This is a genomic window from Planktothricoides raciborskii GIHE-MW2, from assembly GCF_040564635.1.
Classification (GTDB): Bacteria; Cyanobacteriota; Cyanobacteriia; order Cyanobacteriales; family Laspinemataceae; genus Planktothricoides; species Planktothricoides raciborskii.
Map to the genome: position 1 here is coordinate 6,770,188 of NZ_CP159837.1, position 23,063 is coordinate 6,793,250.

Sequence of the window (23,063 nt, forward strand, 5' to 3'; positions counted from 1 at the left end):
ACCTCCAAGATTTAGTCATTTTTTTTGCTTGATTCTTGATCAGAAATTAGGGCGTGTCATCAATTAAGCCAAATGACAGAAGCGATGAGATAAATTGCTCCTAAAAAATTACGAGCAGTCTTATCATAACGAGTTGCAATCGCTCTATATTGCTTCAGACGGGCAAAAAAGTTCTCAATTAAATGACGGGCTTTATAAAGCTCTTTGTCATATGGGTAAGAGACTGTGCGATTCCCTTTTGAGGGAATCACCGCCTCACATTTTTTGGCGGAAGATATCGCTTTCGAACTCGCTCATCTGCATCATATGCTTTGTCTGCTAAAACTGCCTCCGCTTCTATCTCTGGTAACAAGACATCCGCTCCCTCTAAGTCATGGGCTTGCCCCGCAGTTAAATGAAATCCGGTCGGATTCCCCAGTGCATCACAAGTGGCATGAATCTTAGTGCTCAACCCCCCTTTGCTACGTCCAATGGCTTGGTCTTCTCCCCCTTTTTTTCCGCCCCGGCACTGTGTTGATGGGCTCGCACAATCGTACTATCAATCATGGCATATTCATCATCCGCATCTTCTGCCAGTAACTGGAAGATATTCTCCCACACCCCAGAACGACACCAACGACTAAATCGAGTGTGAATCACCCTAAAATCACCAAATCTGTCGGGTAAATCACGCCAAGGAATACCGGCACGATAGCGATAGAGAACTGCTTCAACAAAGAGACGATTATCTTTGGCCGTAACTCCGACATGTCCTTTTCTGCCCGGAAGCAGAGGCTCAATTTTTTCCCATTGGTCGTCTCTGAGAGCGTAACGGCGCATAATTCACCTGATGATCTAAAAAGTTTTCTGCTTCTACCTCTGCATTTCTCCTGCTTTTTGTCAAGTCTTCCAATTGATGACACGCCCTAGTTATTACTAATTAGTTATTGGTTGTTTCGCTCCCATAACCACGAATCCATAACCAATCAAAGCGGATATATCGAATTTGCATCTCGATCGCCCACCGACGGCTGAGTCGCATCCCTGATTCATGCTCTATTGAAATATAACACTCTGGTTATCTTCATTATGCAACTGATTTGTATGCAAAAATCATAAAATATTCTGAAATTTATCTTGACTCTAAAACCGACTATTTTGCCTTATGACTCAATTTAACAAGTCTGAAACTTTCATTTGGTTTTGCTGGTTTGGTTGTTTACTGCTGATTACCCTGTTTGTTTGGGTGCTTCGGGGGTTACAAATTCTGCCTTTCCTCTCATCAGGGGTGATTTGGGTGTTGTTGCTGTTATCAATGGGTCTGGGAGCGATCGCTCTTTTTTCGGCCACCAAACGCTATTAATATTTTTGGTTAATATTTTTTCCTGGGACTCATTCTTGGCTCTAAAATTGAGAAAATCATGGCACAAATAATGTGCATGATTGTTGATTGTTGATTGTTATTGGTTATTTGTTGATTGAAAAAATATTAATTATTAAATGTTGGCAATCAACAATCAACAATCAACAATCAACAATCAACCATTACTAATTTTCCATTCGTCTTTAAAGCGGTAAAATCTTTCTAAAAGCTCTTTAAACTCTTAAATTTCCCCGGTTATGAGTCAGGATATCGCCCAATGGTTAGCGGAAATTAAATCTTTACAACAACAAGTTGCTCAACTACAACAAGAGTATGAGGAGGCGCAATCGCGAATTGATCGCTGGAGAGAATTGTATAACCAAGAAGCGGAACAGCGGCGGAAAGAAACTAAGGTCTACCAAGACAGGATCGATACTTTACAATCAGAAATCCAATTGTTGAAACAGGGGGGAAAATCTCCAGAGGAGCGAGCAGCCACTGAGCGGCAGCTTTGGCAGGAGTTAAACCGTCTGGAAACTGACGAAATTAAACAGAAACTCTTGGAGGCGATCGCCCAAATCGACCAAGGCAAAGCAGAAGCGGAGCGACTGCGGGAAGCCCTCAGGCAAGAGCAAATCGCTCACGAGCAAACCCGCAAAAGTCTAACCACAGCCTTGGGTGATACGGTAGAACTGTTGACCCAAGCCACTGTTGCCGCAAAGAAGAAACGTCCAGAACCAACGCTCCCCGGATCTTCTGTTCCTGCCAGCGATCGGCCTGCCACTGCTTTGGAGTCGGTTAAAAGCCCATTGCTTCAGCTACCGCCTTTAGATTAGGTTCAATACCTTGTTTAAAGGAATTGTTATTGCTGTGCTTGATGGCGGTATCAGGATCTTTGAGTCCGTTGCCCGTCAGGACACAAACAATGGTCGCCCCTTGAGGCACTTGGTCTTTGACTTTGAGTAAGCCAGCCACCGATGCCGCCGATGCGGGTTCGCAAAAGACTCCTTCTTGGCAAGCCAAGAGGCGATAAGCTTCTAAAATTTCGGCGTCCGTGACGATGTTAAATTCACCTTTGCTTGATTGTTGCGCCGCCACAGCCTGTTGCCAACTGGCGGGGTTGCCAATCCGAATCGCCGTGGCGATGGTTTCTGGATGTGCTACGGGAGCCCCGTTGACAATGGGCGCTGCTCCTGCCGCTTGAAATCCCATCATTCGCGGGAGGCGATCGCTTTTCCCTAGTTGATGATATTGACAAAAACCCATCCAGTAGGCGGTGATGTTGCCTGCATTGCCCACGGGAATGCAAAGCCAGTCGGGAGCATCACCCAAAGCGTCCACCAATTCAAAAGCCCCTGTTTTCTGACCTTCCAGGCGATAGGGATTGACGGAATTAACCAGGGTGACTGGGTAATCATTGGCCATATCCCGCACAAATTGTAATGCTTGGTCAAAATTTCCTTTAATCGCGAGCACTTCAGCGCCATAAAGTAGAGCTTGGGCTAATTTTCCTAAAGCCACATAGCCATCGGGAATCACCACAAAAGCCCGCATTCCACCCCGTCGGGCGTAAGCGGCTGCGGCTGCGGAAGTATTGCCGGTACTGGCGCAGATGACTGCTTTGGCTCCGGCTTCTTTGGCTTTGGAAATGGCCATCGTCATGCCTCGGTCTTTGAAGCTGCCGGTGGGATTGAGGCCATCATATTTGACAAACACTTTTACTTGCTTGCCAATGATTTCGGCAATCGTTGGCACGGGAATCAGTGGGGTGTTGCCTTCTTTTAAGGTGACTACCGGCGTGTTTTCACTCACCGGCAGATACGGGCGATAGGCTTCAATTAAACCTGGCCATGCGGAATGCGCTGATGTGGCACCAGCGCCGGATTTAGAAGTAGATACGTTAGATTCAGTCGTAGATAAACTCAGGGTCACTGTAGTTCATGTTGGGGGTCGAATTCACATAGACTTGGATACAATCGAAGTCTATTTTTAGTGTACCGCGATCGCGGGCGTTCTCCCTTGGATCTGGCGTAAAAATTAGGATAAATTTTATAATTTACATTTTTGCAACATTTATTTTATATTTTTTTGCCCGGTTTCCCCTGAAGCCTGGGGCAAAGAATTTGGCAAAATGACAAATTTGTTGCACAATGTTTCGCGGATCGCTGTAGAATATTTAACTATTGTAAATAAGTAAAAATTACTATTAAAACGCAAATGTCTACCGTTGTCTTATCAAGCCGAGAAACTTCACCCACCGTTAGCACACCGCAGCATCGTCACGGTTCTGGTCATGGCGCAGAGGGCGATCGCCTCATTCACTTGATGAGATCCGTTTACCAAGCCGATCATCAGGTTAAGTTGCTGCATCTCCACGTCGAAGCCGACACTTTGTTGCACCAGCTACAAGCGGCTCTAAAGCAACGGCAAAATTGAATCATATTTTAAATGGGGAGCTTTCGGAGCTTTCGGGGCAGAGGTGCAGAGGGGCGGAGGGGATGAGGAGCTTCAGGAGCTTCAGGAGAGAGTGAATAGTGAATAGTGAAAGGGAGGATGCATAGGAAAGAGGATGCATAGGAAAGAGGATGCATAGGAAAGATATTCTCTCCTCTCTTTTCTCTCCTCTCTTTTCTCTCTTGGCCATTCGCCCCTACGACTTTTCACTTTCCCCTGCCCCCCCGCTCCTCCGCTCCCCCGCTCCCCCGCTCCGGGGCAACCACCGCCTAGGGAAAAGCCCCTACTTGCCTTCAAAAGAAAAAAAATAAATTACCCGCTGGTTATCAAGTTATGGTATAAAAGTTAAACCTTGATAAACTGTTTCACTTTAGTTAAAAAACTTAAGTGAGTAAACTTGCCCAACCAATTTCTGAACCAAGCATAAAAGGCTAAATCTATGATCTGTATTGCCTGCAACTAATTTTAATCTACAGAAAATTAAGGCAAATTGCCTAGTTTAAGTGAGATAAAACCAGCGGATTTGGCAGAATATAGATAGACTTAACCTTGGACTAATTTACAATTCTTAAGGAGAAGATTCCTTTATCCATGACAGCATCAACGTTAAAACCTCAGAATCTGGAATCATCCGCAAATCAGTTTAATTGGCGGATGCGAGATGTGATCAAAAGCTTGCCCCGCGAGGTTTTTATTAAAGATTCCCGGAAAGCCTGGACAACCGTAGCCGTGAATGTGCTGATGGTGGGCTTAGGTTACTGGGGTTTAGCAATTTCACCCTGGTTTTTATTACCCGTCTTCTGGATTTTTACCGGCACAGCGTTGACCGGATTTTTTGTGATTGGCCATGACTGCGGTCATCGTTCATTTGCTAATCGCAAATGGGTTAACGATTTGGTCGGGCATTTAGCGATGCTGCCGTTAATTTATCCGTTCCATGCTTGGCGAGTTGGCCATAATATTCACCACAAGCACACCAATAAGCTTGGGGTGGATAATGCCTGGGAACCTTGGCTACCAGAAATCTATGGCGAGTTAAAAAATCCTTTGTTGGCCTGGTTTTATCGTCGTCTGCGCGGACGGTTTTGGTGGTTAGGTTCGATTACCCACTGGGCTGCGGTGCATTTTACTTGGTGGAATTTTGAGAAAAGATACCAAGCAAAGGTACGGTTATCGGTGATCGTGGTATTGGTGGGAGCGGCGATCGGTTTTCCCGTTCTGATTGCCACTACCGGCATCTGGGGTTTTGTCAAGTTTTGGCTTTTGCCCTGGCTGGTTTACCACTTCTGGATGAGTACCTTTACTATTGTTCACCACACTGACCCAGACATTCCTTTTCATTCCCCGGAAAATTGGAATGAAGCCGAATCACAGTTGACTGGAACCGTTCATTGTGATTATCCTCGGTGGGTGGAATTTCTCTGTCACGATATTAATGTTCACGTCCCCCATCATATTTCGGCGGCAATTCCTCACTACAATCTCCGCAAAGCTCATCAAAGTCTGAAAGACAACTGGGGTGGTTATATCAAGGAAAGCAAATTCTCCTGGTCTTTGATGAAGAAGATTACCGATCTGTGCCATTTGTATGACGATCGCAAATACTATCAAAGCTTCCAAGAGTTCCACGGTCAAAATAAAGTCTAAAAGGCTTGATTAGTAGAGACTAGATTGTTTTGCCAATTCCCGGCTATTTTTTAGCTGGGATTTTTTTTGATGATTGATGATGATTGATATTTGGCGAGCGATAACTAGGGTGCGTGTTTCCTGGCGATTAAATTGGGGTGAAAAAAAACCATCCAATTCCCGCCGTAATGCACATAATTTGATATTTTGCACTAGGTTTTTTCCCCATCAATAATATGAATATCAACGCCTTTTAAATATTTCAATAGCTGGTTGATGAGCGATCCTTTTAAAATCAGTTCCCAGCGAGATTTTCGAGTATGGCCTAGGACAATCTGAGTAATATGATATTGCTGAGAAATTTCCGCGATGCCCTCGGCAACATTATGGGTTTTAATTCTAATAAATTCGCCGCCAAACTCTTGAATTAAATGTTGACAGGTTTCTAAAACTAAACTTTCTTCTTTGGTTAAAAAACGTTCGGGATTTTCTACATATAATCCATATAACCGAGCTTTCATAAAATTAGCTAATCGCAATCCTCGCCTGACGAGTCTTGGGGAGTTTTGATAGGTAGAAAAACAGACTAACACTCGCTCATGGACATTACAAAATAAGGTTTTTTCTCGATTTTCTGCTGATTCTTCAATGTTATTCGCCACTTCTCGTAAGGCTAACTCTCGCAAGGCCACTAAATGACGACGTTGAAAGAAATTTTGTAAGGATTTTTCAATTTTGTCAGGGGTATAGATTTTTCCTTCTTTTAGGCGTTCTTGTAAGGTTTCTGGGGTTACATCAATGACTACAACTTGGGTGGCTTCATCCAAGATGCGGTCAGGAATTCTTTCTCTAACAACCACCTTGGTAATTTTAGCCACGATATCATTCAAGCTTTCTAAATGTTGAATGTTGACGGTGGAATAGACATTAATCCCATGATTTAAAATCACTTCCACATCTTGATAACGTTTTTCTCGGCTAGAACCCGGTACATTCGTATGCGCTAATTCATCAACTAACACTAATTGGGGTTTCCGGGATAAAATTGCATCGGTATGCATTTCCCATAAGGTGATTCCTTGATGGACTATTGTTTGTTTAGGAATCTCTTCTAAACCTACGGCTTTTTTGGCGGTTTCTTCCCGTCCATGAGTTTCTAATAAGCCAATGACTACATCAATTCCTTCTTCTTTTAATTGATGAGCTTCTTCTAACATTTGATAAGTTTTACCGACCCCAGGACACATTCCAACAAAAATTTTATGTTTGCCCCGATCGCGAGATGAGGCAGGATAATCTCCTGGTAATGAAAAATTGCGATCGGTAATTTCAGTTTTACTAATCATTGGTTTAGAAAAATTATTTAGGATAAATTATCTAAAGCTAAATTAAGTTTTAGCACATTAACACCCGGTTCTCCAAAAATTTCTAAAAATCGATGTTCAGTATTTTTCTCAACTAATGCTTTTACTTGAGCAGCACTTAAACCCCGAACATTGGCAACGCGGGAAATTTGAGCATTAGCTGCGGCAATACTAATGTGAGGATCTAACCCTGACCCGGAAGCATAAATTAAATCGGCTGTGGGAGTAATTTGAGCCAGTTGGCTAATCCGGTTTTGCACATTTTCTAATAATTGAGGATTACTGGGTGCTAAGTTACTCGCACCAGAAATTCCGGTTTTTACGCCCAACTCAATGGGGCTATAATCTACGCTACTGGGACGGGATAAAAAATAACGCTCGGAGGTAAAATTTTGACCAATTAAGGCAGAACCGACTACCTCACCTTGAAGATTTTTGATGAAGCTGCCATTGGCTTGAAAGGGAAAAACAGTTTGACCGATCACCAGAATAATTATTGGGTATAAAATGGCGGTAATTAGCCATAAAATTAGGGTGTTTTTTAGGGCGATCACTATTTCTTTAAACATTATGATTGACCAAGGGTAAAGTTGCAAGAAGTTAAAATCGTTCTGGTTGTAAGATGACAATCAATAAGTAGATTGCCATCGCGATCGTCACTAACAATAAAAGTCCGATCGCCCCAGCGGTTGTCCGGGCGATCACTTGTCCGGTGGCGGCATAAATCATCGGGGACAATAGCAAGTTTGAAGATAGCCACAAAAACAAAGAAAGGGGAAGTAAATGTTTTTTGCCTTGTTTTTGCATGAAAGCGATCGCGTTTTTCCAGGAATTTTCTAAGGGCAAAGCATTCCGGCAGATATGTGATTGATTAAAAGCCGAAAATTTCTCCCGTAATGCTTTGCCCCTACATCTGAAAAATGCTGTAAGTTTTAAAGGTGAACTTAAATAAAAATCGTTGATATTTTTCATCGGATTTTTCCAAAAATTAAACTAAATTAATCAAAGCGATCAGGCTATCAATAACTTTAATGCCAATAAACGGGGCAATTACTCCTCCTAATCCATAAATTAAAATATTTTCTTGGAGTAGTTGATTGGCACTAACTGGACGAAAGGCTACGCCTTTTAACGCTAAAGGAATTAACGCCGGAATAATTAAAGCGTTATAAATCAATGCGGATAAAATGGCTGATTGAATACTCGCCAAACCCATGATATTTAAACTGCCAATTCCCGCTGCGAAAAACATCGCTGGGATAATGGCAAAATACTTGGCAATATCATTGGAAATGGAAAAGGTGGTTAAAGATCCACGAGTAATCAACAATTGTTTACCAATGGTGATTAAATCAATCAACTTTGTCGGGTCTGAATCTAAGTCCACCATATTCGCTGCTTCTTTTGCCGCTTGAGTTCCAGAGTTCATCGCTAATCCTACATTCGCTTGGGCTAAAGCAGGAGCATCATTGGTGCCATCTCCGGTCATGGCTACTAATTTACCCTGGGCTTGTTCCCGTTGAATCACAGCAATTTTTTCCTCTGGAGTGGCTTCAGCAATAAAGTCATCAACCCCAGCTTCTTGGGCAATAACTTCAGCGGTAATTCGATTATCTCCGGTTAACATCACGGTGCGGACTCCCATGCGTCGGAGTTGGTCAAAGCGATCGCGAATTCCGGGTTTAATAATATCTTTGAGGTAAATAATCCCATACAATTCACCATCTTTACAAACTCCTAAAGGAGTTCCACCTAACCGAGAAACTTGGTGATAAGCAATATCCAAATCATCGGTTAATTGGCCGCCACGAGAACGCACAAATCCCTTAATCGCATTCACAGCCCCTTTTCTAACTTCACTGTTATTCGGTAAATTTGTGCCACTCATCCGAGTGCGAGCGGAAAACTCAACTCCTGTGGCTAATTCCGGGTTAAAATTTAGGGCAGCGCCCATTTTTTCCGCCAGTCGAGCAATTGATTTTCCTTCCGGTGTCTCATCAAAAATACTGGCTTCTAGTGCTACTTGAGCCACGTCTTTAGGGCTATAATTATTCACCGGAATAAATTCTTCCGCGAGGCGATTTCCTAGGGTAATAGTTCCGGTTTTATCTAAAACCAATGTATTGATATCACCACAAGCTTCCACAGCGCGTCCTGATGTCGCTACGACATTAAATTGAGCCACTCGATCCATTCCGGCAATCCCAATTGCACTTAATAAACCGCCAATAGTGGTGGGAATTAATGCAACTAAAAGAGCAACTAAAATGACAATACTGACGGGAGTTTGGACAAAGTTAGCTAGGGGAGGAATGGTCGCTACGACAATGAGAAAAACCTCGGTTAATACTGCTAGTAAAACCGTTAAGGCAATTTCATTCGGGGTTTTAGTCCGTTCAGCCCCTTCCACTAAAGCAATCATGCGGTCTAAAAATCCTTTTCCCGGTTCCGCTGTCACCCGCAAGATTAATTCATCAGAAATAATGCGAGTTCCCCCTGTGACAGAACTGGCAACATCGCTACCGGGTTCTTTTAAAACTGGGGCTGATTCTCCAGTAATGGCTGATTCATCGACGGAAGCGACCCCAGAAATTGCTTCCGCATCAACGGGAATAATATCCCCAGCGATTACCTTAATAAGGTCGCCTTTTTTTAAGGTGGTAGAATTAATTTCTTCTATGGAACCATCGGGTAATAATTTGCGGGCGGTGGTGTCTTTTTTGGTAGACCGTAAAGAATCAGCTTGGGCTTTTCCTCTTCCTTCGGCGATCGCTTCAGCAAAATTTGCGAAAAGAAGAGTCAAAAATAAAGTCACTGTCACCAGAAAGTTAAATAAGCGATCGTTTTTATCGGCAACAGGGCCAAATAAGTTGGGATCCAGGACTAATAAAGCCGTAATCAGGGTTCCGATCGCCACCACAAACATCACAGGATTTTTTATCAAATATCTGGGATCAAGTTTGCGGAAAGCATCCCAAAATGCTCTTTGATAAAGTCCTTTAGTTTTGACTTTATTTTGCTTTTTTTGCTGACGTTTATTTAGTCTATTTTTGCAGATCATATTCAATAATAAAGTGATAGGTTTGTTAAAGGTGTAAAGGTTATTGCTGCAATCAGAACGCTGCCGTTATTTCTGACTAGCAATCTGGAAAGCTTCGGCGATTGGCCCTAATGCTAAAACAGGTAAAAAGGTTAAAGCCCCTAAAATCAGAATGACTCCGGCTGTGATACTGGTGAACAAAATAGAATTGGTTTTTAAGGTGCCTGGATTTTCGGGAACGGGTTGTTTATTTAACATATTTTCTGCCAGAAACAATAAAGCCAAAATCGGGATATAACGTCCGGCTAACAGCACCACACTGGTAGACAGATTCCACCAGAGAGTATTATCATTCAAGCCTTCAAAACCAGAGCCATTATTTGCCGCTGCCGAAGCATATTCATAAATCACTTGAGAAATGCCATGAAATCCTGGGTTAGAAACCCCAGAAAGCTGGGGATAGGCAAGGCTAATTGCCCCAGGAATTAAAATCCCCAGGGGGTGAACCAGTAAAATAACACTGGCGAGAATAATTTCTCGTTTTTCAATTTTTCGCCCTAAAAATTCTGGAGTTCTGCCGACCATTAATCCCGTTAAAAACACGGTTAAAATTAGAAAAATAAATAAATATGCGGTTCCGGTTCCTTGTCCTCCCCAAACAATTTGTAAAAATAGATTAAATAAGGTAGCAAATCCGCCATTGGGCATTAAGGAATCATGCATTCCATTGACTGCTCCGCACATGGTTGCGGTTGTGGTGACTGCCCATAAAGCGGTTTCTGCCCAACCAAATCGCACTTCTTTTCCTTCTAAGTTTGGTACAGTTTGACCGAGTAAATGGTTAACTATGTCATTGCCTTGAAATTCACCGATCGCGGTGAGGATGATCGAAAACAAGTAAATCAAAAATACTAAGCAAAATAGAAGCAATGCTTGTTTTTTATCCTGGGTAAAAATGCCAAAGGTATAAATCAATGACGCGGGAATAGAAACCATTAATAAGGTTTCCAGTAAATTAGAAAATCCATTGGGGTTTTCATAGGGGTGAGCCGAATTTATGCCAAAAAATCCGCCGCCATTTTCTCCCAATTGTTTTATCACTTCAAAATGAGCCACAGGCCCTAGGGCAATAATTTGTTTGCCTCCATCTAGGGTATTGACAATTTGTGGCCCAGCTAGGGTTTCTGGAACACCGAGTGCTAATAAAATAATCGCACCGATTAAGGAAATAGGGAGTAAAATTCTAGCGATCGCCCGAGTTAAGTCAACATAAAAGTTGCCTAATAGTCGTCCGGTTAATCCTCGAATAAAGGCGATCGCAACAGCTAATCCGGTGGCTGCTGAAGTAAACATTAAAAAGCCTAAACCTAGGGTTTGACTGGCATAACTGAGGGTGGTTTCACCGGCATAATGTTGTTGATCGGTATTGGTTAAAAATGAAATAGTTGTATGGAGGGTTAAATCCCAACTGGGTGCAGTTAATCCCGTAGGATTTAAGGGTAAAAAACCCTGAAATGCGATCGATAAAAAGATCAAAATTCCCATGACTAAGTTGCTGAAAAGCACCGCTCGCCCATATTGCCAACCTGTCATGGTTAGTTGGTAACGAACCCCACTGAGTTGATAAATGATGCCTTCAATGGGTTGAAGTAAGGGATCGAGAAAAGTCTTGTTTCCCAAGAAAACATCGGCGATATAGGTGCCTAAAATCGGCACAATTCCCACTAGGATGACTAGGGCGATCGCAATTTGAAATAATCCTTGCACCATAAAGATAATGAATTTATCAAAGGTTAATTATATTGTCTGATGGTTTACCGAAAACAACATCTAACGTTGAGTATATTTTTGGCAAAAAATGCTATATTTAATTTATTTAAATTTGTTTATATCTTTGGATATAGGCTGATAATTTTAAGCATATACCTGAAGATATAGATCGCTCTAAACGTTTATAAACAAATCAACAATTATTGGGGGATAGGAAAATGAAGAGAGAGTTACTACACCCTTTAAAAAACCCGGTCAATATTATTGAGCAGCCTAAACATATTTTTTGGTTGATTTTTGCTGTTTTTGGGTTTTTGATTTTCTGGGAATATACCACCCCTGTAGAGTATGTTTTTGGTTATCTCTACATTATCCCTATTTTATTAGCTCATCCCCGGTTAAATCATCGGATGACATTGGGGGTGACGGCAGCAGCTTGTTTATTAACTTTATGTAATGTAGTGCTGCCTAATCTTAAACTGATTGATTCAGCAACCATTGCTAATCGAATTATTGTTGTTTTCGCTTTGGTCGTTACGGGTTGGTTAAGCGATCGCAATCGTCGTTATGAAGAAGCGATTTCCCAACAGCAAGCTCAACTCCAGTCTCAGGCTAAAATTGCTAGTGTTCGCGAGGACTTTACCTGGACTTTAACCCATGATTTAAAAACTCCACTGTTAGGAGCGATTGAAACGTTAAAATTTTTTCAAAATGGACAATTTGGTGAGATTACTTCTCCGCAAGCTAAAGCGATCGAGATCATGTTGCGTTCTCACCAAATAAGTTTACAATTGGTGCAGACTTTGTTAGATATTTATCGCAATGATACGGAGGGATTAAGGCTAAATTGGCAACCGATTAATTTAGTTCAGGTTGCCGAGGAAGCGATCGCCACCTTAACGGATTTAGCCTTAACCAGGCGAATTTATTTAGGGTTAAGTTATGGTAATTCAGATTTTCGGCAATTTTTCTGGGTAAAAGGGGATCAACTGCAACTTCAGCGGGTTTTTAGCAATTTATTGATTAATGGGATTAATCATTCACCTCGTGGGGGTCGAGTTCAAGTTATCTTGGAATCTAATTCTAATTTTCAAACGGTGAAAGTTGGCGACCAGGGTTTAGGGATTCCCCCCGGAGAACTCCAGAATTTATTTGAGCGCTTTTATCAGGTAAACAGCGAGCGCCAAGCGCAAGGATCTGGATTAGGATTGTATTTAACTCAACAAATTATTGAAGCTCATGGCGGGATAATTTGAGCAGAAAATCGCTCTCCCAATGGAGCAATATTTTGTTTTCGGCTTCCCGCTTTGACTCAACAACAGATCCAAGAGTAAAACTAAAAATGATTTTAATTGATTGGTGAATCTATGAAATCAGCCGAATTAAGAGTGTTATTAGTCGAAGATGATGAATTATTCCGTCTGGGACTGAATATTCGTTTACAGCAAGAAGCAGGAATTAAAATTATTGGGGAAGCCAGTGACGGAGAAACTGCCGTTGAATTAACTAATCAATATTTACCAGATGTGGTTTTATTAGATATCGGATTGCCGGGAATTGGGGGGGTAGAAGCTTGTCGTCAAATCAAACAAAATCATCCAGATATGCCGATTTTAGTGTTAACTTCCCATTCTCAACCTAGTCTAATCCAGCGATTAATTGCGGCTGGAGCATCGGGCTATTGCTTAAAAGGCATTGAAGCAAATTTATTAATTTTAGGTTTACGTTCGGTTGTCGCGGGGGCTTCTTGGTGGGATCAAACGGTGACATCAGAAATTCGCACGGTCTTTGAAGACGTTGGAGAATCTGTGACGAAACCCCCAATTTTGGAAAATAGTTTAACTGAACGAGAACAAGAAATTTTATGTTTAATTGCTGATGGTAAAAATAATCAAGAAATCGCTGATTTACTCCATATTACAGCCGGAACCGTTCGGGTTCATGTTCACGCAATTCTGCAAAAATTAGAAGTGCGCGATCGCACCCAAGCCGCAATTTTAGCCCTGCAAAAAGGATTAATATCCCGACCAGATTAATAGACTTATGGCAAAAATCTCAAAATTTGAGAATTTTGCCAGAATTGTCTAAGATAGATTTTTTCTGGAGATTGATTGCTTTGAGCAAACAGCAAAGGGACAGTATATCCTTTCCGCAGATGAAATGCCGGTTTTTGTCAGAAGCGGAAGCATCGCCCCAGCAGATCAATGATTTGATCGACGATTTGATCTACCGACAAAAAGGTCAGTCCGGCTAAGGTTCGGCATCATCTAAGTCATGTTCTGTGTAAATTAGGCGCAGGCAACCGCACAGAGGCGGCAGGCAATGATGGCGGTGCGATCGGATTTATTAAATAACCTGGGCAATTGGGCAAAATTAGTTATATTAGGGACGAACGACGAACGCGGTCAAAAATATCCGTTATCCCATTTATCAAATCGATTCTTTTTTTTTTCAATGAAACTTTATCCCAATTTATTTGCTTATCTCAACGATGCTCCGGTGGCTTCCCTGGATTTACCTGTGAAAGCCAAGAATCGTCCCGTGGTGATTGATGATGGCAAATCCCATCGTGTTGTTGGTTTAATTCATCGATCCGCCCAAGTTTATGAGATTGGCTTTCCCTATCTTTTGCCAGAGGATATTGATAGTCATGCTACCCCCGGAGATGCTTTAGTCAAAAAGTGGCAGTTATCCTTGCATTCTCAAGATTCATCATCCCTTGGCCGCTTGTTGGTGGCTGATGAAGTGTTTGATGGAGCCGCATTAGAAGAGGAAAAACAGTGGCAGGAAAGCTGGAATCAGAAGTTAGGCGATCGCCTCGATGAAGGGGTTTCTCTGATGCTGAAAACCTTGGTGGGGTTATTTAACAGTTTGGGACAAAACTGCACCAGTCATCTCACCAGTCATCAGTTTGACATTGATTTATCCCAACTGAATCAGCACCTTGATAATATTGATATTCGGGAAGCTACGTTACCCCTGGTGGTAAGCCTGAATCGTCGGTATAATTTGCATAAGAAATTACAGAAAATTACCCCAAATTTGCGCCATCAACTGAGACGACGCACGGAAACTATGCGAGTAAGCGATATTCAAGAAATGGATGCTTATTCTATGAGAGATTATATTCGCCGTCCGGGGAGAAGCGCGGCGGAAAAAGCTGGGGTAAAACAAGAGTTAACCGGGGTGAATCGCTATGCGGATTATAATACGGCGGAAAATAAATTTTTGCTGTATTTTGCCGGACGCTTGCTGCATGGGGAGTGCGATCGCTATGAAAAAAGTAATGCCCAGCAATATCGCTCGGAAGTTGTGCAGCTGCGAGCTTTAATCGCTCGCTTAAAACAACAATGCCGTCAAGAAAATACGCGAGTGTTTACGGAGAAAACATACCAATTTACTCAACCCAATCACGTTTTACTCAAAGATCCGATTTATCGCAGCTTTTACAAAGCTTATTTAGACTATATTAGCCATAAGCAAGAAAAAGAACAAGTTTGGCCATTTAGAAACCAAATATTAGCCGACGCGTTTTATTTATTTATGACAGCGGCATTGCTCCGTTTTCCCGAAAATCAGATAGACTCGACCGTGATTGCTTGTCGGAGGAATCCCGATCTCGGCCATTACTTAATTCTGGATAAATCCGTGCCGACTATTCGCGCTGCGATCGATCATCAACCTTATTTGATTCGGTTACACCGACCAGAAAAACATCACCCTCAATGTGATTGGATGTTGACAGTTAAATCAGCCAAAGACACCGCCGAATTCGGGAAATTTCATTTACCGATTTGGGTCTTTTGGTATGCCCCAGATGAATCGGCGATCGCCCACGCGGAAAAATATCTGAATCAATTTAATGATTCATCCATTGGCTTAATCTTTTATTTGCAAAGAACCGCCAAAAAATATTCTGCCAAAGGAGATGTGGGATATTCACCCACCGGCAAAATTTGGATGTTTCAACTGCCCGCTGCCATTGAATCATTCGGTTTTTCCACTTCCGTCGATTTCCTCACGGAATTTTTACAGCGGTTATTATTTTTGTCGATGAGATAAATTAACTATGTGATTGTTGATTGTTGCCTGTTGTTGTTGATTGTTGATTGTTGATTGTTGATTGTTGATTGTTGATTGGGGAAAGGGGAACAGTTATCAGGAGCCACTGCGATCTTGGGGTCTCCCCAAGTCTAGCAAGTGGCGTGGAACGGGGAAAGTGAAAAGTGAAAAGTGAAAAGTGAAAAGTGAAAAGTGAAAAGTGAAACTAAATATCACTATTCACTATTAACTATTCACTATTCACTATTCACTCTCTCCTGAAGCTCCTCTGCTTCCCTGTTCCCTCTGTTCCCTGTTCCCTGTTCCCTGTTCCCTGTTGCCTGTTGTTGTTGATTGTTGATTGTTGATTGTTTATTTCTCCGCAGCCTGCCCCCGCGAAAGCGGGGTTTTTTGTCCGCTCATCTCTAACCAATAACAAATAACCAATAACTAACAACAAACCAAAAATAAGACAGAACAAAGGACAAAGGACAAAGGACAAAGGACAAAGAACAAAGGACAAAGAACAACCAATTGGCCATTAAGTATGGTAATCTCTAAATCATTCCAGAAAATCGAGCAAAAACGCCACAATATTTGAGAAAGGGGGCATTCATGGACGGTATAGCAATACTTAGAGATCAACAAGCTGACTTTATTAAAAGACTCAGTTCAAATGCAGCGGTCTTGCATCAAATGAAAGATTATAAACTCACCGGCTATCATAGTGAGTTAATGGTTATTTCGGGTAGTTTGTTAAATCGATTACAAAAATTTTATACTCGACAAAAAGCAGAAAACTTACCCGATAATTACCAAAAATATATCGAAAAAGATGATTTTAAGCAAAAGCTGAAAAGTAGTTTTAGTAAATTAATTGTTAAACAGTATTTAGATGATTTGATCCAAATTATTGATAAAAATAACAATTTATATTCTGAATATCCGGGAGATTTTTGTCTAACCTATCGACCTAATTATCCAATTATTGTCAAGGGAAATTTTGGCAATAGAAACACTGTATCATGGTCATTAATTCCCGATGAAGTTGAACGAGATGGCGTGGTAGTGTTTGTGTTAATTGAAGAAGATTTCGAGCGAGATAAGTATCAATATAATTTGATTTTAGCCGGTTTTTTGCCGACGGAAATGCTCGAAGGTGCTCCGCACCCCGGCGCAGGCCGCGATCGCACTCAGCCAATAATTAGAGTAACAATTCAGGATCTTCTTTATGGCGGTGGGTTGAAAAGTTATTTAACATCTTATGTAACATCTGGTGCAGGGGTGATGCCGAAAGTACCTTCCCTCAGCCTACCAAATGACCTAGAGAGTTCAACTTCACCAACCAAATGGATTTGCACCCAAACCCTGAGTGATGAAAAATCTCTATTGTGTCTGGCAATTACCGGCGAAGGTGCTCCGCACTGCGGCATAGGCCGCGATCGCCTAGGGTCGGGGCAGTCACCAAAACTCGCTTGTGCGGGGTTAGATCAATGGTTGAAAATTTGGGATTTATCCACGGGACAAGTGGAACAAACGATTTCGGAACACCGTTATCCGGTTTTTTCCTTAGATTTTAGTCCTGACGGCCAAACCTTAGCCGTTGCTTCAATGCACGAAACCATTGAACTGTGGGATTTAGGCAATGGCGATCGCCCTCCCACTTTGCAAAATATTCTCGAAGGTCATTCTCTGGGTGTATTTTCTCTGCATTTCACCCCTGATGGAGAAATGCTGATTAGTCGGTCTTTGGAAGAAAGCATCAAAATTTGGGATCTGAAAACCGGCGAACTAATTCAAACCCTGGATAGCCATGCGGGTCCAGTATGGTCGGAAGCCATTAGTCCTGATGGCAAACTGTTGGCCACGGGAAATTTAGATGAAAGTATTAAAATCTGGCATCTAGAAAAGAATTCCGGAAAATTAAACGTTTCTGAAGTTTGCGTTCTTAATGGTCATTCAGATGTGGTGCGTTGTCTGGCTTTTAGTCCCAATGGAAAGTTCTTAGCCAGTGGCAGTGCCGATCACACAATTAATCTTTGGCGTCTGGATCAATCCCCCGAAAATCCTTCTATCTTTGCCACCCTGAAAGGTCATACGAATATCGTTTATTGTTTAGCTTTTAGTCCTGATGGCAAATTTCTCGCCAGTGGCAGTGAGGATCGCACGATTAATATTTGGCGTCTGGGCGAACGCACTAACAATTATGTCACCGCTTTAGAAGCCACTTTAACCGAACATTCTGGATTAGTTTGGGGCTTACAATTTACCCCAAATGGCAAAACTCTGGTCAGTGGTTCTCAGGACGGAACGATTAAAATTTGGGATCAGTGTTAAATCAGTGTTAAAATATTAACCAATAGAGAATAACCAAAAATAATTATGTCTGAGCGCGAAACTGGCCGGATGGCATTAGAAAAACCACTAAATCCTTGGCATTATAAACCGTGGTGGTGTCAGCCCTGGTCGATTTTATTAACCGGCATTACCATTATTGCAGGCAGTTGGTTACTATTTCATCGCGTCTGGGTGAGTGCGATCGTGGCAGTGCCCATATTAATTTGGATGGGTTTTTTCCTCCTGATTTGGCCAAAACTGATGATTCAAAGTGGCATTTTGGAGCAGTATAAAGCCAATTTAAAATAATTATTTATTGGTTGTTAGTTGTTGGTTGTTAGTTGTTGGTTATTTGTTATTGGTTATTTCTTTGGTTGTTTTACTCAGAATAACGAATAATCAATAGACAATTCTGGCAAAATTCTTAAAAGCCGATCGCGGTTGATCCGCCATATTGCATCCGCAACGCTTTTCGCGAACGGTTGGGGGGATCGAGATATTTATTTTGCCAGAATTGTCTAATAACTAAGAACAACAAATAACCACATCCAGAAAACTTATTTTCGCCTGGAAAGTCTTTAATAGAAGAAGAATAAAAGGTGACGGTTATGAAACCTATTTTTTGGCATTCTTTAATAATTGGGCTGAGTTTACTCCTGTCGCCGACTTTGCCTCCCTGGTTGGCTTCTGCTGCGGAGAACGTTACGGAAACAACCTCTAATGTAGAAGTTGAGGCAGAAGTTGAGGCAGAAGTTGAGGCTAATCCGCAGAATCAGGATTCATCGGTGACAGAGGAAAAACAGGAGGAGAGTGAATCCATTGACGAAACGTGCCAGATGGTGACAACAGAGGATGTTTCCCAGGAAGCTGAGACAGAAGTTGAAGATGCAGAAGACGCGGCAGCAAAAGCGGCAGCCGTTAGCGAAGCGTGCCGGATGGCATTACAACGACGGCAGGTTTTGATTGCGGCAGATAAATTATATTTGGCGGGAGATTATGCAGGGGCTAAGGCATTGTATCAACAAGTGAAACCGCCTTTTTCTGGAAATACTTTGTCCGATGAGTTTGCCGATCGCCCTGAACCGATTTATGACCCGGAACTTTTAGCCCCTGCGGGACAAGTGTATTGGCGGGAAGGCAATGCGGGAATTGAGCAAAAATTAGAAACGCGAATTTTTATCCCCTTGGAGTTATTGGTAGAAAAATATCCCGAATTTATTCCCGGTCATTTACTATTAGCCCAGGCTTTGCAGGACTATGACAAATTGCCACAAGCGGTGGAAGTGTTGAATCGTGCCACTACTCTTTATCCCCAACAAACGGATCTGTTGCGATCGCAAATTGATGTTTTGGTGAAAAGCAGACAGTGGTTAGAAGCGTCGATCGCCGCCCGTCAATTTGCGTTACTTAACCCAGACCACCCAGAGGCGAAAGAATTCGCAATTTTGGCCGAAGAAAATTATGATAAGTTCCGGTCTTATCTGAAAAAAATGATTACCGGAAATGCGATCGCTAATGTGATTACTGGGGCGGCTACTGTCGCCCTCACCGGCAATCCTTTGGGTGCTCTTTCGGCGGTAGAAACTTTGATGCTATTAGCCCAAGGTGAATCCGGTCTGGGCGATCGCATCGCTAACAATGCGATCGAAAATCTGGAAATGGTCGAAGATGAAGAAATCGTTGCCTATATTAATGAACTAGGCCAAAAACTCGCCAAAGTATCGGGGCGCGATGATTTTGAGTATGAATTTCATGTGGTCTTAGATCCCAACTTAAACGCCTTTGCCCTGCCCGGTGGCAAAGTCTTTGTCAATGCTGGGGCGATTTACCACACCGAGTCAGAAGCCGAACTCGCCGGTTTACTCACCCATGAATTAGCCCACGCGATTTTATCCCACGGATTTCAAATGGTGACTCATGGCAACTTGGTGGAAAGTATGACCCGCTTTGTACCCTTTGGCGGCACCATTGGCAATTTATTAGTCTTAGACTATAGCCGAGATATGGAACAGCAGGCGGATCTTTTGGGGACTCGAATGCTGGCAGCAGCAGACTATGCGGCGGATGGCTTACGCAACCTGATGGTGACATTAAATGAGCAATATGACGACAACAGCCCGGTTTTGAAAGCCTTATCCTCTCACCCGCCGACGAAAGAACGAATTGCTTATTTGGAAAGTTTGATTACTCGCGGTGGCTATAATCGTTATGCTTACGAGGGAGTAGAACGCCATCAACAAATCCGCCAGCGGGTTGCCAAATTACTCAAAGAAAAAAAGACCGATGATGAGGATATCCTCGAAATTGAATAATTTTGGTTATTTGTTGTTTGTTGTTGGTTGTTTGTTGATGGTTGTTGGTTGTTTGTTGATGGTTGTTAGTGGTTGTTAGTTATTGGTTGTTAGTTACTGGTTGTTAGTTATTGATTATTCAATCCGGAATCCCCCAAACAACTTGCCAACAACAAACCAACAACAACCAAAGAATCCCTACCCCACAACCAACAAACAACAAAAGAATCCCTACCCAACAACCAACAAACAACAAACAACAAAATTAATTAAGATTTGCTTGAATCATTTTCTGACATTCGGCCACGGAAGCCCGTTGTTCCATTGCGGTGACAAGGGCTTCATAAGCTTTTAAGTTAGCTTCAATTAGGGTACGCGCTTGTAAAGCCGCCCAACGCGCTTTTAATTGAGCATTTATCGGGGTGTTAATTTGACTTAAAACTGCTTGCAATTTCAGCCGGTCTTCAGCCCCTCCAGTGGCGTTATCATAGGCGATGGTTTCGGCGGCAATGCCAGCCATCCAAACGGTGCAATAGCGATCGAGCATCTGCGCCGTGATTTGCCCTTTTTGCAGTTGTTCGTTGAGTTGGCGATCGTCAAATTGTACCCCGCCTTGGGCTGCCTGTCCTTGTTGGAAAGCTTCCCAAGCATTCAGGGCATAGCTACTAATGGGAATATCTAATAAGTAAGCGACCAAAAAGTGACCGGCTTCGTGCTTGATAATGCGTTCGCGATGTTCTGCCGAAGTCATTCTTGCCAACCAATCTAAGATTAAAGTTCCCCCTTGACCTTGCCAAGTAAAGCTGTCTACGGTGGCAAGTCCCAACAGGGTAAAAGTAGCAACTGCCGGAATTGTGGGAGATAAATTGACCAGTGGGCTCAGCAGGACAGAAAAAGTAGTCACAAAGACAGCGATCGCCGCTAAATTTATTGAAAGTTGGCTCATTTTTGGATAATTTCAGAGTATTTGTTAACTTTTATAACATTTGCGCCTTTCCCCGACAAGGCTGAATGGCGATTAGTCTCCTTGTATCTTTGTATTTTTGTATCTTTGTCCTGATGGGCAGTTGGCTGCCAGCGCTTCTGAAGATGGCACGGTGCGTCTGTGGAATGTACAAGGACAATTGTTGCAAGAATTTCAAGACCCTCAAGCAATAAACCCGGTTTCTCCAACAAACCGGGTTTCTGTGAGTCCAGCGTATAGTGTGGACTTTAGCGCTGACGGTCAGACTTTGGTTGCCGCTTATATGAATGGAAGCTTAAAACTTTGGCAGCTTGATGGCAAATTGATTAAAACGGTTAAGGGAGATCAAGGGGCGATTTATCGAGTGCGTTTTAGCCCGGACGGTCAGACGATCGCTACAGGAAATTACCTGAATACAGTGACGCTTTGGAGTGCAACGGGGGAAAAATTGCATCTTCTAACGGGACATAAAGAATCGATTTATAGTATTCAGTTTAGTGCCGATAGTTAGTCCCTTGTTTCTGCCAGTAAAGATGGCACGATTAAAATTTGGACTCGTGACGGGGAAGAACGACAAACTCTGATTGGCCATAGCACGATTACTTGGGATGCTACTTTTAGTCCTTATGGCCAAATTATTGCTTTCGGGGATGATAACAATTTAATTAAACTGTGGAATCAAAACGGGGAAGAATTACAAACTTGGGACATACCGCTAAAGTTAATGGGGTTCAATTTAGTGCCGATGGTCAGAAGATTATTTCTGCGAGTGCCGATAAATCAATTATTATTTGGACTTTAGATTTAGACAAATTAGCCATTTTGCAAAGATTAAGTATTAATGACCTGATGGGGCAGGCTTGTGATTGGGTGGCGGATTATCTCAATTATAATCCATTCGTGACGGAGCGCGATCGCCAAATTTGTGAAGGAATCACCACGGATGGTTAGCCCTTCGCGAAGCGTGCCGGATGGCATTAGAAATCCGGCGATATTTAGCTATTTTAATTTAGTTGCAGAAACCACTAACTAGCGATGTCTTGCGTTAACCTTTGCTACCAACTAACAACTGTCATAGAAACCAGGTTTTTTGGCGGCGATCGGTTCAATAGACAAGAATGCAAAATTCTGGCTTCCAAGCCTCTTTTTTAAGGGTGGTTGGGGGGATCAATATGGTATTTTGCAATAAATCTATTACGGTAAATCGTACAAAAATTTAAACCAATTTACGAATAGTTGAGCTTTGGGATGTTGTGGATTTAAAATCTTTTGCTTAACTCCTTGATGAAGCTGTCTTCCCGGAGGATCTTGCCAAGCTAACCAAGGATATTAGCTTTATCTCGATGAGTTGCTTTAAATTTTGCTCCTTTTGCGATCGCATCTTTTGTCACCTCCTGAGCAAATTGCCACAGCCCTTGATTTTCATCAGGAATCATATAAGCCAAATTTCTAACATTCCCCGCATTTGATTATCCGGCATCATCCAAATGCCAAAATTAATCTGATTAGTAGTCCGATGAATTAATCCCGTTTTTGGCACATTATTTGGTAAATTTGGAATACTTTTTAAGCAAGAATTTTTTATACTTTGCCATCGAGATAATGGTTCTTTATCAGGATTAACGATAATTCCTAATGCCGATACTTAAGATGCTTTTAATTGAGTAAAAATCAGACCGATTTTAATTAAATTTTCTTACCCTTCACAATCTTCAATATAAACGATCTGATTTTTCTTATTTCCCCAGGGAATCCCATTCGCTTCCATTAATTGGGGAATCACTCTTAGGTCTTCGCTGCCTTCCACTAATAGCACATTTTTATGAACTGATGC

At 42.2% G+C, this 23,063-nt stretch carries 21 protein-coding genes and 3 pseudogenes; 13 read left to right on the top strand and 11 right to left on the bottom strand.

The features are described 5' to 3' along the window. Positions 1 to 59: 59 nt before the first annotated feature. Positions 60 to 819: pseudogene (locus ABWT76_RS28880) on the bottom strand (IS5 family transposase). Positions 820 to 1,144: 325 nt separating this feature from the next. Between ABWT76_RS28880 and ABWT76_RS28885 the strand changes: the two are divergent. After that, positions 1,145 to 1,342, top strand: a complete 198-nt coding sequence (locus tag ABWT76_RS28885; RefSeq protein ID WP_054466567.1) for a hypothetical protein — start codon at positions 1,145 to 1,147, stop codon at positions 1,340 to 1,342. 257 nt (positions 1,343 to 1,599) lie between these two features. Next, the gene (locus ABWT76_RS28890; RefSeq protein ID WP_054466566.1) at positions 1,600 to 2,178 is read left to right on the top strand and encodes a hypothetical protein; all 579 of its coding nucleotides are present in this window, start codon (positions 1,600 to 1,602) and stop codon (positions 2,176 to 2,178) included. On the opposite strand, the gene thrC is transcribed toward ABWT76_RS28890, so the two are convergent. Further along, positions 2,141 to 3,274 carry a threonine synthase gene (thrC, locus tag ABWT76_RS28895; protein WP_072160763.1) on the bottom strand — a complete coding sequence of 378 codons (1,134 nt, stop codon included), beginning with the start codon at positions 3,272 to 3,274 and terminating at the stop codon, positions 2,141 to 2,143. The genes ABWT76_RS28890 and thrC overlap by 38 nt on opposite strands. Positions 3,275 to 3,559: 285 nt before the next feature. Between thrC and ABWT76_RS28900 the strand changes: the two genes are divergently transcribed. Beyond that, a complete protein-coding gene (locus ABWT76_RS28900) occupies positions 3,560 to 3,778 on the top strand; it encodes a hypothetical protein (protein ID WP_156331741.1) in 219 nt (72 codons plus the stop codon). Positions 3,779 to 4,387: 609 nt separating this feature from the next. After that, positions 4,388 to 5,443, top strand: a complete 1,056-nt coding sequence (locus ABWT76_RS28905; RefSeq protein ID WP_054466565.1) for a fatty acid desaturase — start codon at positions 4,388 to 4,390, stop codon at positions 5,441 to 5,443. A 191-nt stretch (positions 5,444 to 5,634) separates the two neighbouring features. On the opposite strand, the gene ABWT76_RS28910 is transcribed toward ABWT76_RS28905, so the two are convergent. The 5 genes from ABWT76_RS28910 to kdpA form a co-directional block, all read right to left on the bottom strand. Then, entirely contained in the window at positions 5,635 to 6,768 is a 1,134-nt protein-coding gene (locus ABWT76_RS28910; protein ID WP_054466564.1) for a sensor histidine kinase KdpD, read from the bottom strand. A gap of 17 nt (positions 6,769 to 6,785) precedes the next feature. Further along, the gene (kdpC, locus tag ABWT76_RS28915; RefSeq protein ID WP_354635347.1) at positions 6,786 to 7,355 is read right to left on the bottom strand and encodes a K(+)-transporting ATPase subunit C; all 570 of its coding nucleotides are present in this window, start codon (positions 7,353 to 7,355) and stop codon (positions 6,786 to 6,788) included. Positions 7,356 to 7,386: 31 nt separating this feature from the next. Further along, complete coding sequence (locus tag ABWT76_RS28920) at positions 7,387 to 7,758, bottom strand: potassium-transporting ATPase subunit F (RefSeq protein ID WP_206756742.1); 372 nt, start codon at positions 7,756 to 7,758, stop codon at positions 7,387 to 7,389. A 16-nt stretch (positions 7,759 to 7,774) separates the two neighbouring features. Continuing rightward, positions 7,775 to 9,847 carry a potassium-transporting ATPase subunit KdpB gene (gene kdpB / locus ABWT76_RS28925; RefSeq protein ID WP_190876848.1) on the bottom strand — a complete coding sequence of 691 codons (2,073 nt, stop codon included), beginning with the start codon at positions 9,845 to 9,847 and terminating at the stop codon, positions 7,775 to 7,777. Between the two features lie 66 nt (positions 9,848 to 9,913). Further along, positions 9,914 to 11,596 carry a potassium-transporting ATPase subunit KdpA gene (gene kdpA / locus ABWT76_RS28930; protein ID WP_054466561.1) on the bottom strand — a complete coding sequence of 561 codons (1,683 nt, stop codon included), beginning with the start codon at positions 11,594 to 11,596 and terminating at the stop codon, positions 9,914 to 9,916. A 218-nt stretch (positions 11,597 to 11,814) separates the two neighbouring features. Here kdpA and ABWT76_RS28935 point away from each other — a divergent pair, with 218 nt between their 5' ends. From ABWT76_RS28935 to ABWT76_RS28960, 6 genes are all read left to right on the top strand, one after another. Beyond that, entirely contained in the window at positions 11,815 to 12,852 is a 1,038-nt protein-coding gene (locus ABWT76_RS28935; RefSeq protein ID WP_354635348.1) for a HAMP domain-containing sensor histidine kinase, read from the top strand. 111 nt (positions 12,853 to 12,963) lie between these two features. Next, on the top strand, positions 12,964 to 13,632 hold the full coding sequence (locus tag ABWT76_RS28940; RefSeq protein ID WP_354635349.1) for a response regulator transcription factor: 669 nt from the start codon (positions 12,964 to 12,966) through the stop codon (positions 13,630 to 13,632). A gap of 286 nt (positions 13,633 to 13,918) precedes the next feature. Beyond that, positions 13,919 to 15,658: a DUF2357 domain-containing protein gene (locus ABWT76_RS28945; RefSeq protein ID WP_156331740.1), complete on the top strand. Its 1,740-nt coding sequence runs from the start codon at positions 13,919 to 13,921 to the stop codon at positions 15,656 to 15,658. Between the two features lie 594 nt (positions 15,659 to 16,252). Continuing rightward, positions 16,253 to 17,974, top strand: coding sequence for a WD40 repeat domain-containing protein (locus ABWT76_RS28950; protein ID WP_190876841.1), 1,722 nt, complete (start codon positions 16,253 to 16,255; stop codon positions 17,972 to 17,974). Between the two features lie 45 nt (positions 17,975 to 18,019). Then, positions 18,020 to 18,283 (top strand): DUF6737 family protein, encoded by a 264-nt coding sequence (locus tag ABWT76_RS28955; RefSeq protein WP_231636784.1) that lies wholly within the window; start codon positions 18,020 to 18,022, stop codon positions 18,281 to 18,283. A 299-nt stretch (positions 18,284 to 18,582) separates the two neighbouring features. Continuing rightward, complete coding sequence (locus ABWT76_RS28960) at positions 18,583 to 20,286, top strand: M48 family metallopeptidase (RefSeq protein WP_054466556.1); 1,704 nt, start codon at positions 18,583 to 18,585, stop codon at positions 20,284 to 20,286. 244 nt (positions 20,287 to 20,530) lie between these two features. On the opposite strand, the gene ABWT76_RS28965 is transcribed toward ABWT76_RS28960, so the two are convergent. Then, positions 20,531 to 21,211, bottom strand: a complete 681-nt coding sequence (locus tag ABWT76_RS28965) for an ATP-dependent Zn protease (RefSeq protein ID WP_190876839.1) — start codon at positions 21,209 to 21,211, stop codon at positions 20,531 to 20,533. A 97-nt stretch (positions 21,212 to 21,308) separates the two neighbouring features. On the opposite strand from ABWT76_RS28965, the gene ABWT76_RS28970 reads away from it, so the two are divergent. Genes ABWT76_RS28970 through ABWT76_RS28980 form a run of 3 tightly spaced genes read left to right on the top strand, consistent with a single transcriptional unit; the run spans position 21,309 to position 22,180 of the window. Next, positions 21,309 to 21,740 carry a WD40 repeat domain-containing protein gene (locus tag ABWT76_RS28970; protein WP_190876837.1) on the top strand — a complete coding sequence of 144 codons (432 nt, stop codon included), beginning with the start codon at positions 21,309 to 21,311 and terminating at the stop codon, positions 21,738 to 21,740. 36 nt (positions 21,741 to 21,776) lie between these two features. Next, positions 21,777 to 22,031: a hypothetical protein gene (locus ABWT76_RS28975; RefSeq protein ID WP_354636447.1), complete on the top strand. Its 255-nt coding sequence runs from the start codon at positions 21,777 to 21,779 to the stop codon at positions 22,029 to 22,031. Continuing rightward, positions 21,932 to 22,180: a hypothetical protein gene (locus ABWT76_RS28980; protein WP_354635350.1), complete on the top strand. Its 249-nt coding sequence runs from the start codon at positions 21,932 to 21,934 to the stop codon at positions 22,178 to 22,180. Before ABWT76_RS28975 ends, ABWT76_RS28980 begins: the two co-directional genes overlap by 100 nt. Before the next feature lie 243 nt (positions 22,181 to 22,423). Here ABWT76_RS28980 and ABWT76_RS28985 read toward each other — a convergent pair. The 3 genes and pseudogenes from ABWT76_RS28985 to ABWT76_RS28995 all read right to left on the bottom strand — a co-directional run. Next, positions 22,424 to 22,498, bottom strand: a pseudogene (locus tag ABWT76_RS28985) (hypothetical protein); the annotation flags it as partial. Positions 22,499 to 22,545: 47 nt separating this feature from the next. Continuing rightward, positions 22,546 to 22,674: a hypothetical protein gene (locus tag ABWT76_RS28990; RefSeq protein WP_354636456.1), complete on the bottom strand. Its 129-nt coding sequence runs from the start codon at positions 22,672 to 22,674 to the stop codon at positions 22,546 to 22,548. Beyond that, positions 22,662 to 22,997 (bottom strand): annotated as a pseudogene (locus tag ABWT76_RS28995) (DUF3226 domain-containing protein). The gene ABWT76_RS28990 and the pseudogene ABWT76_RS28995 overlap by 13 nt, the downstream one beginning before the upstream one ends. Positions 22,998 to 23,063 lie beyond the last annotated feature (66 nt).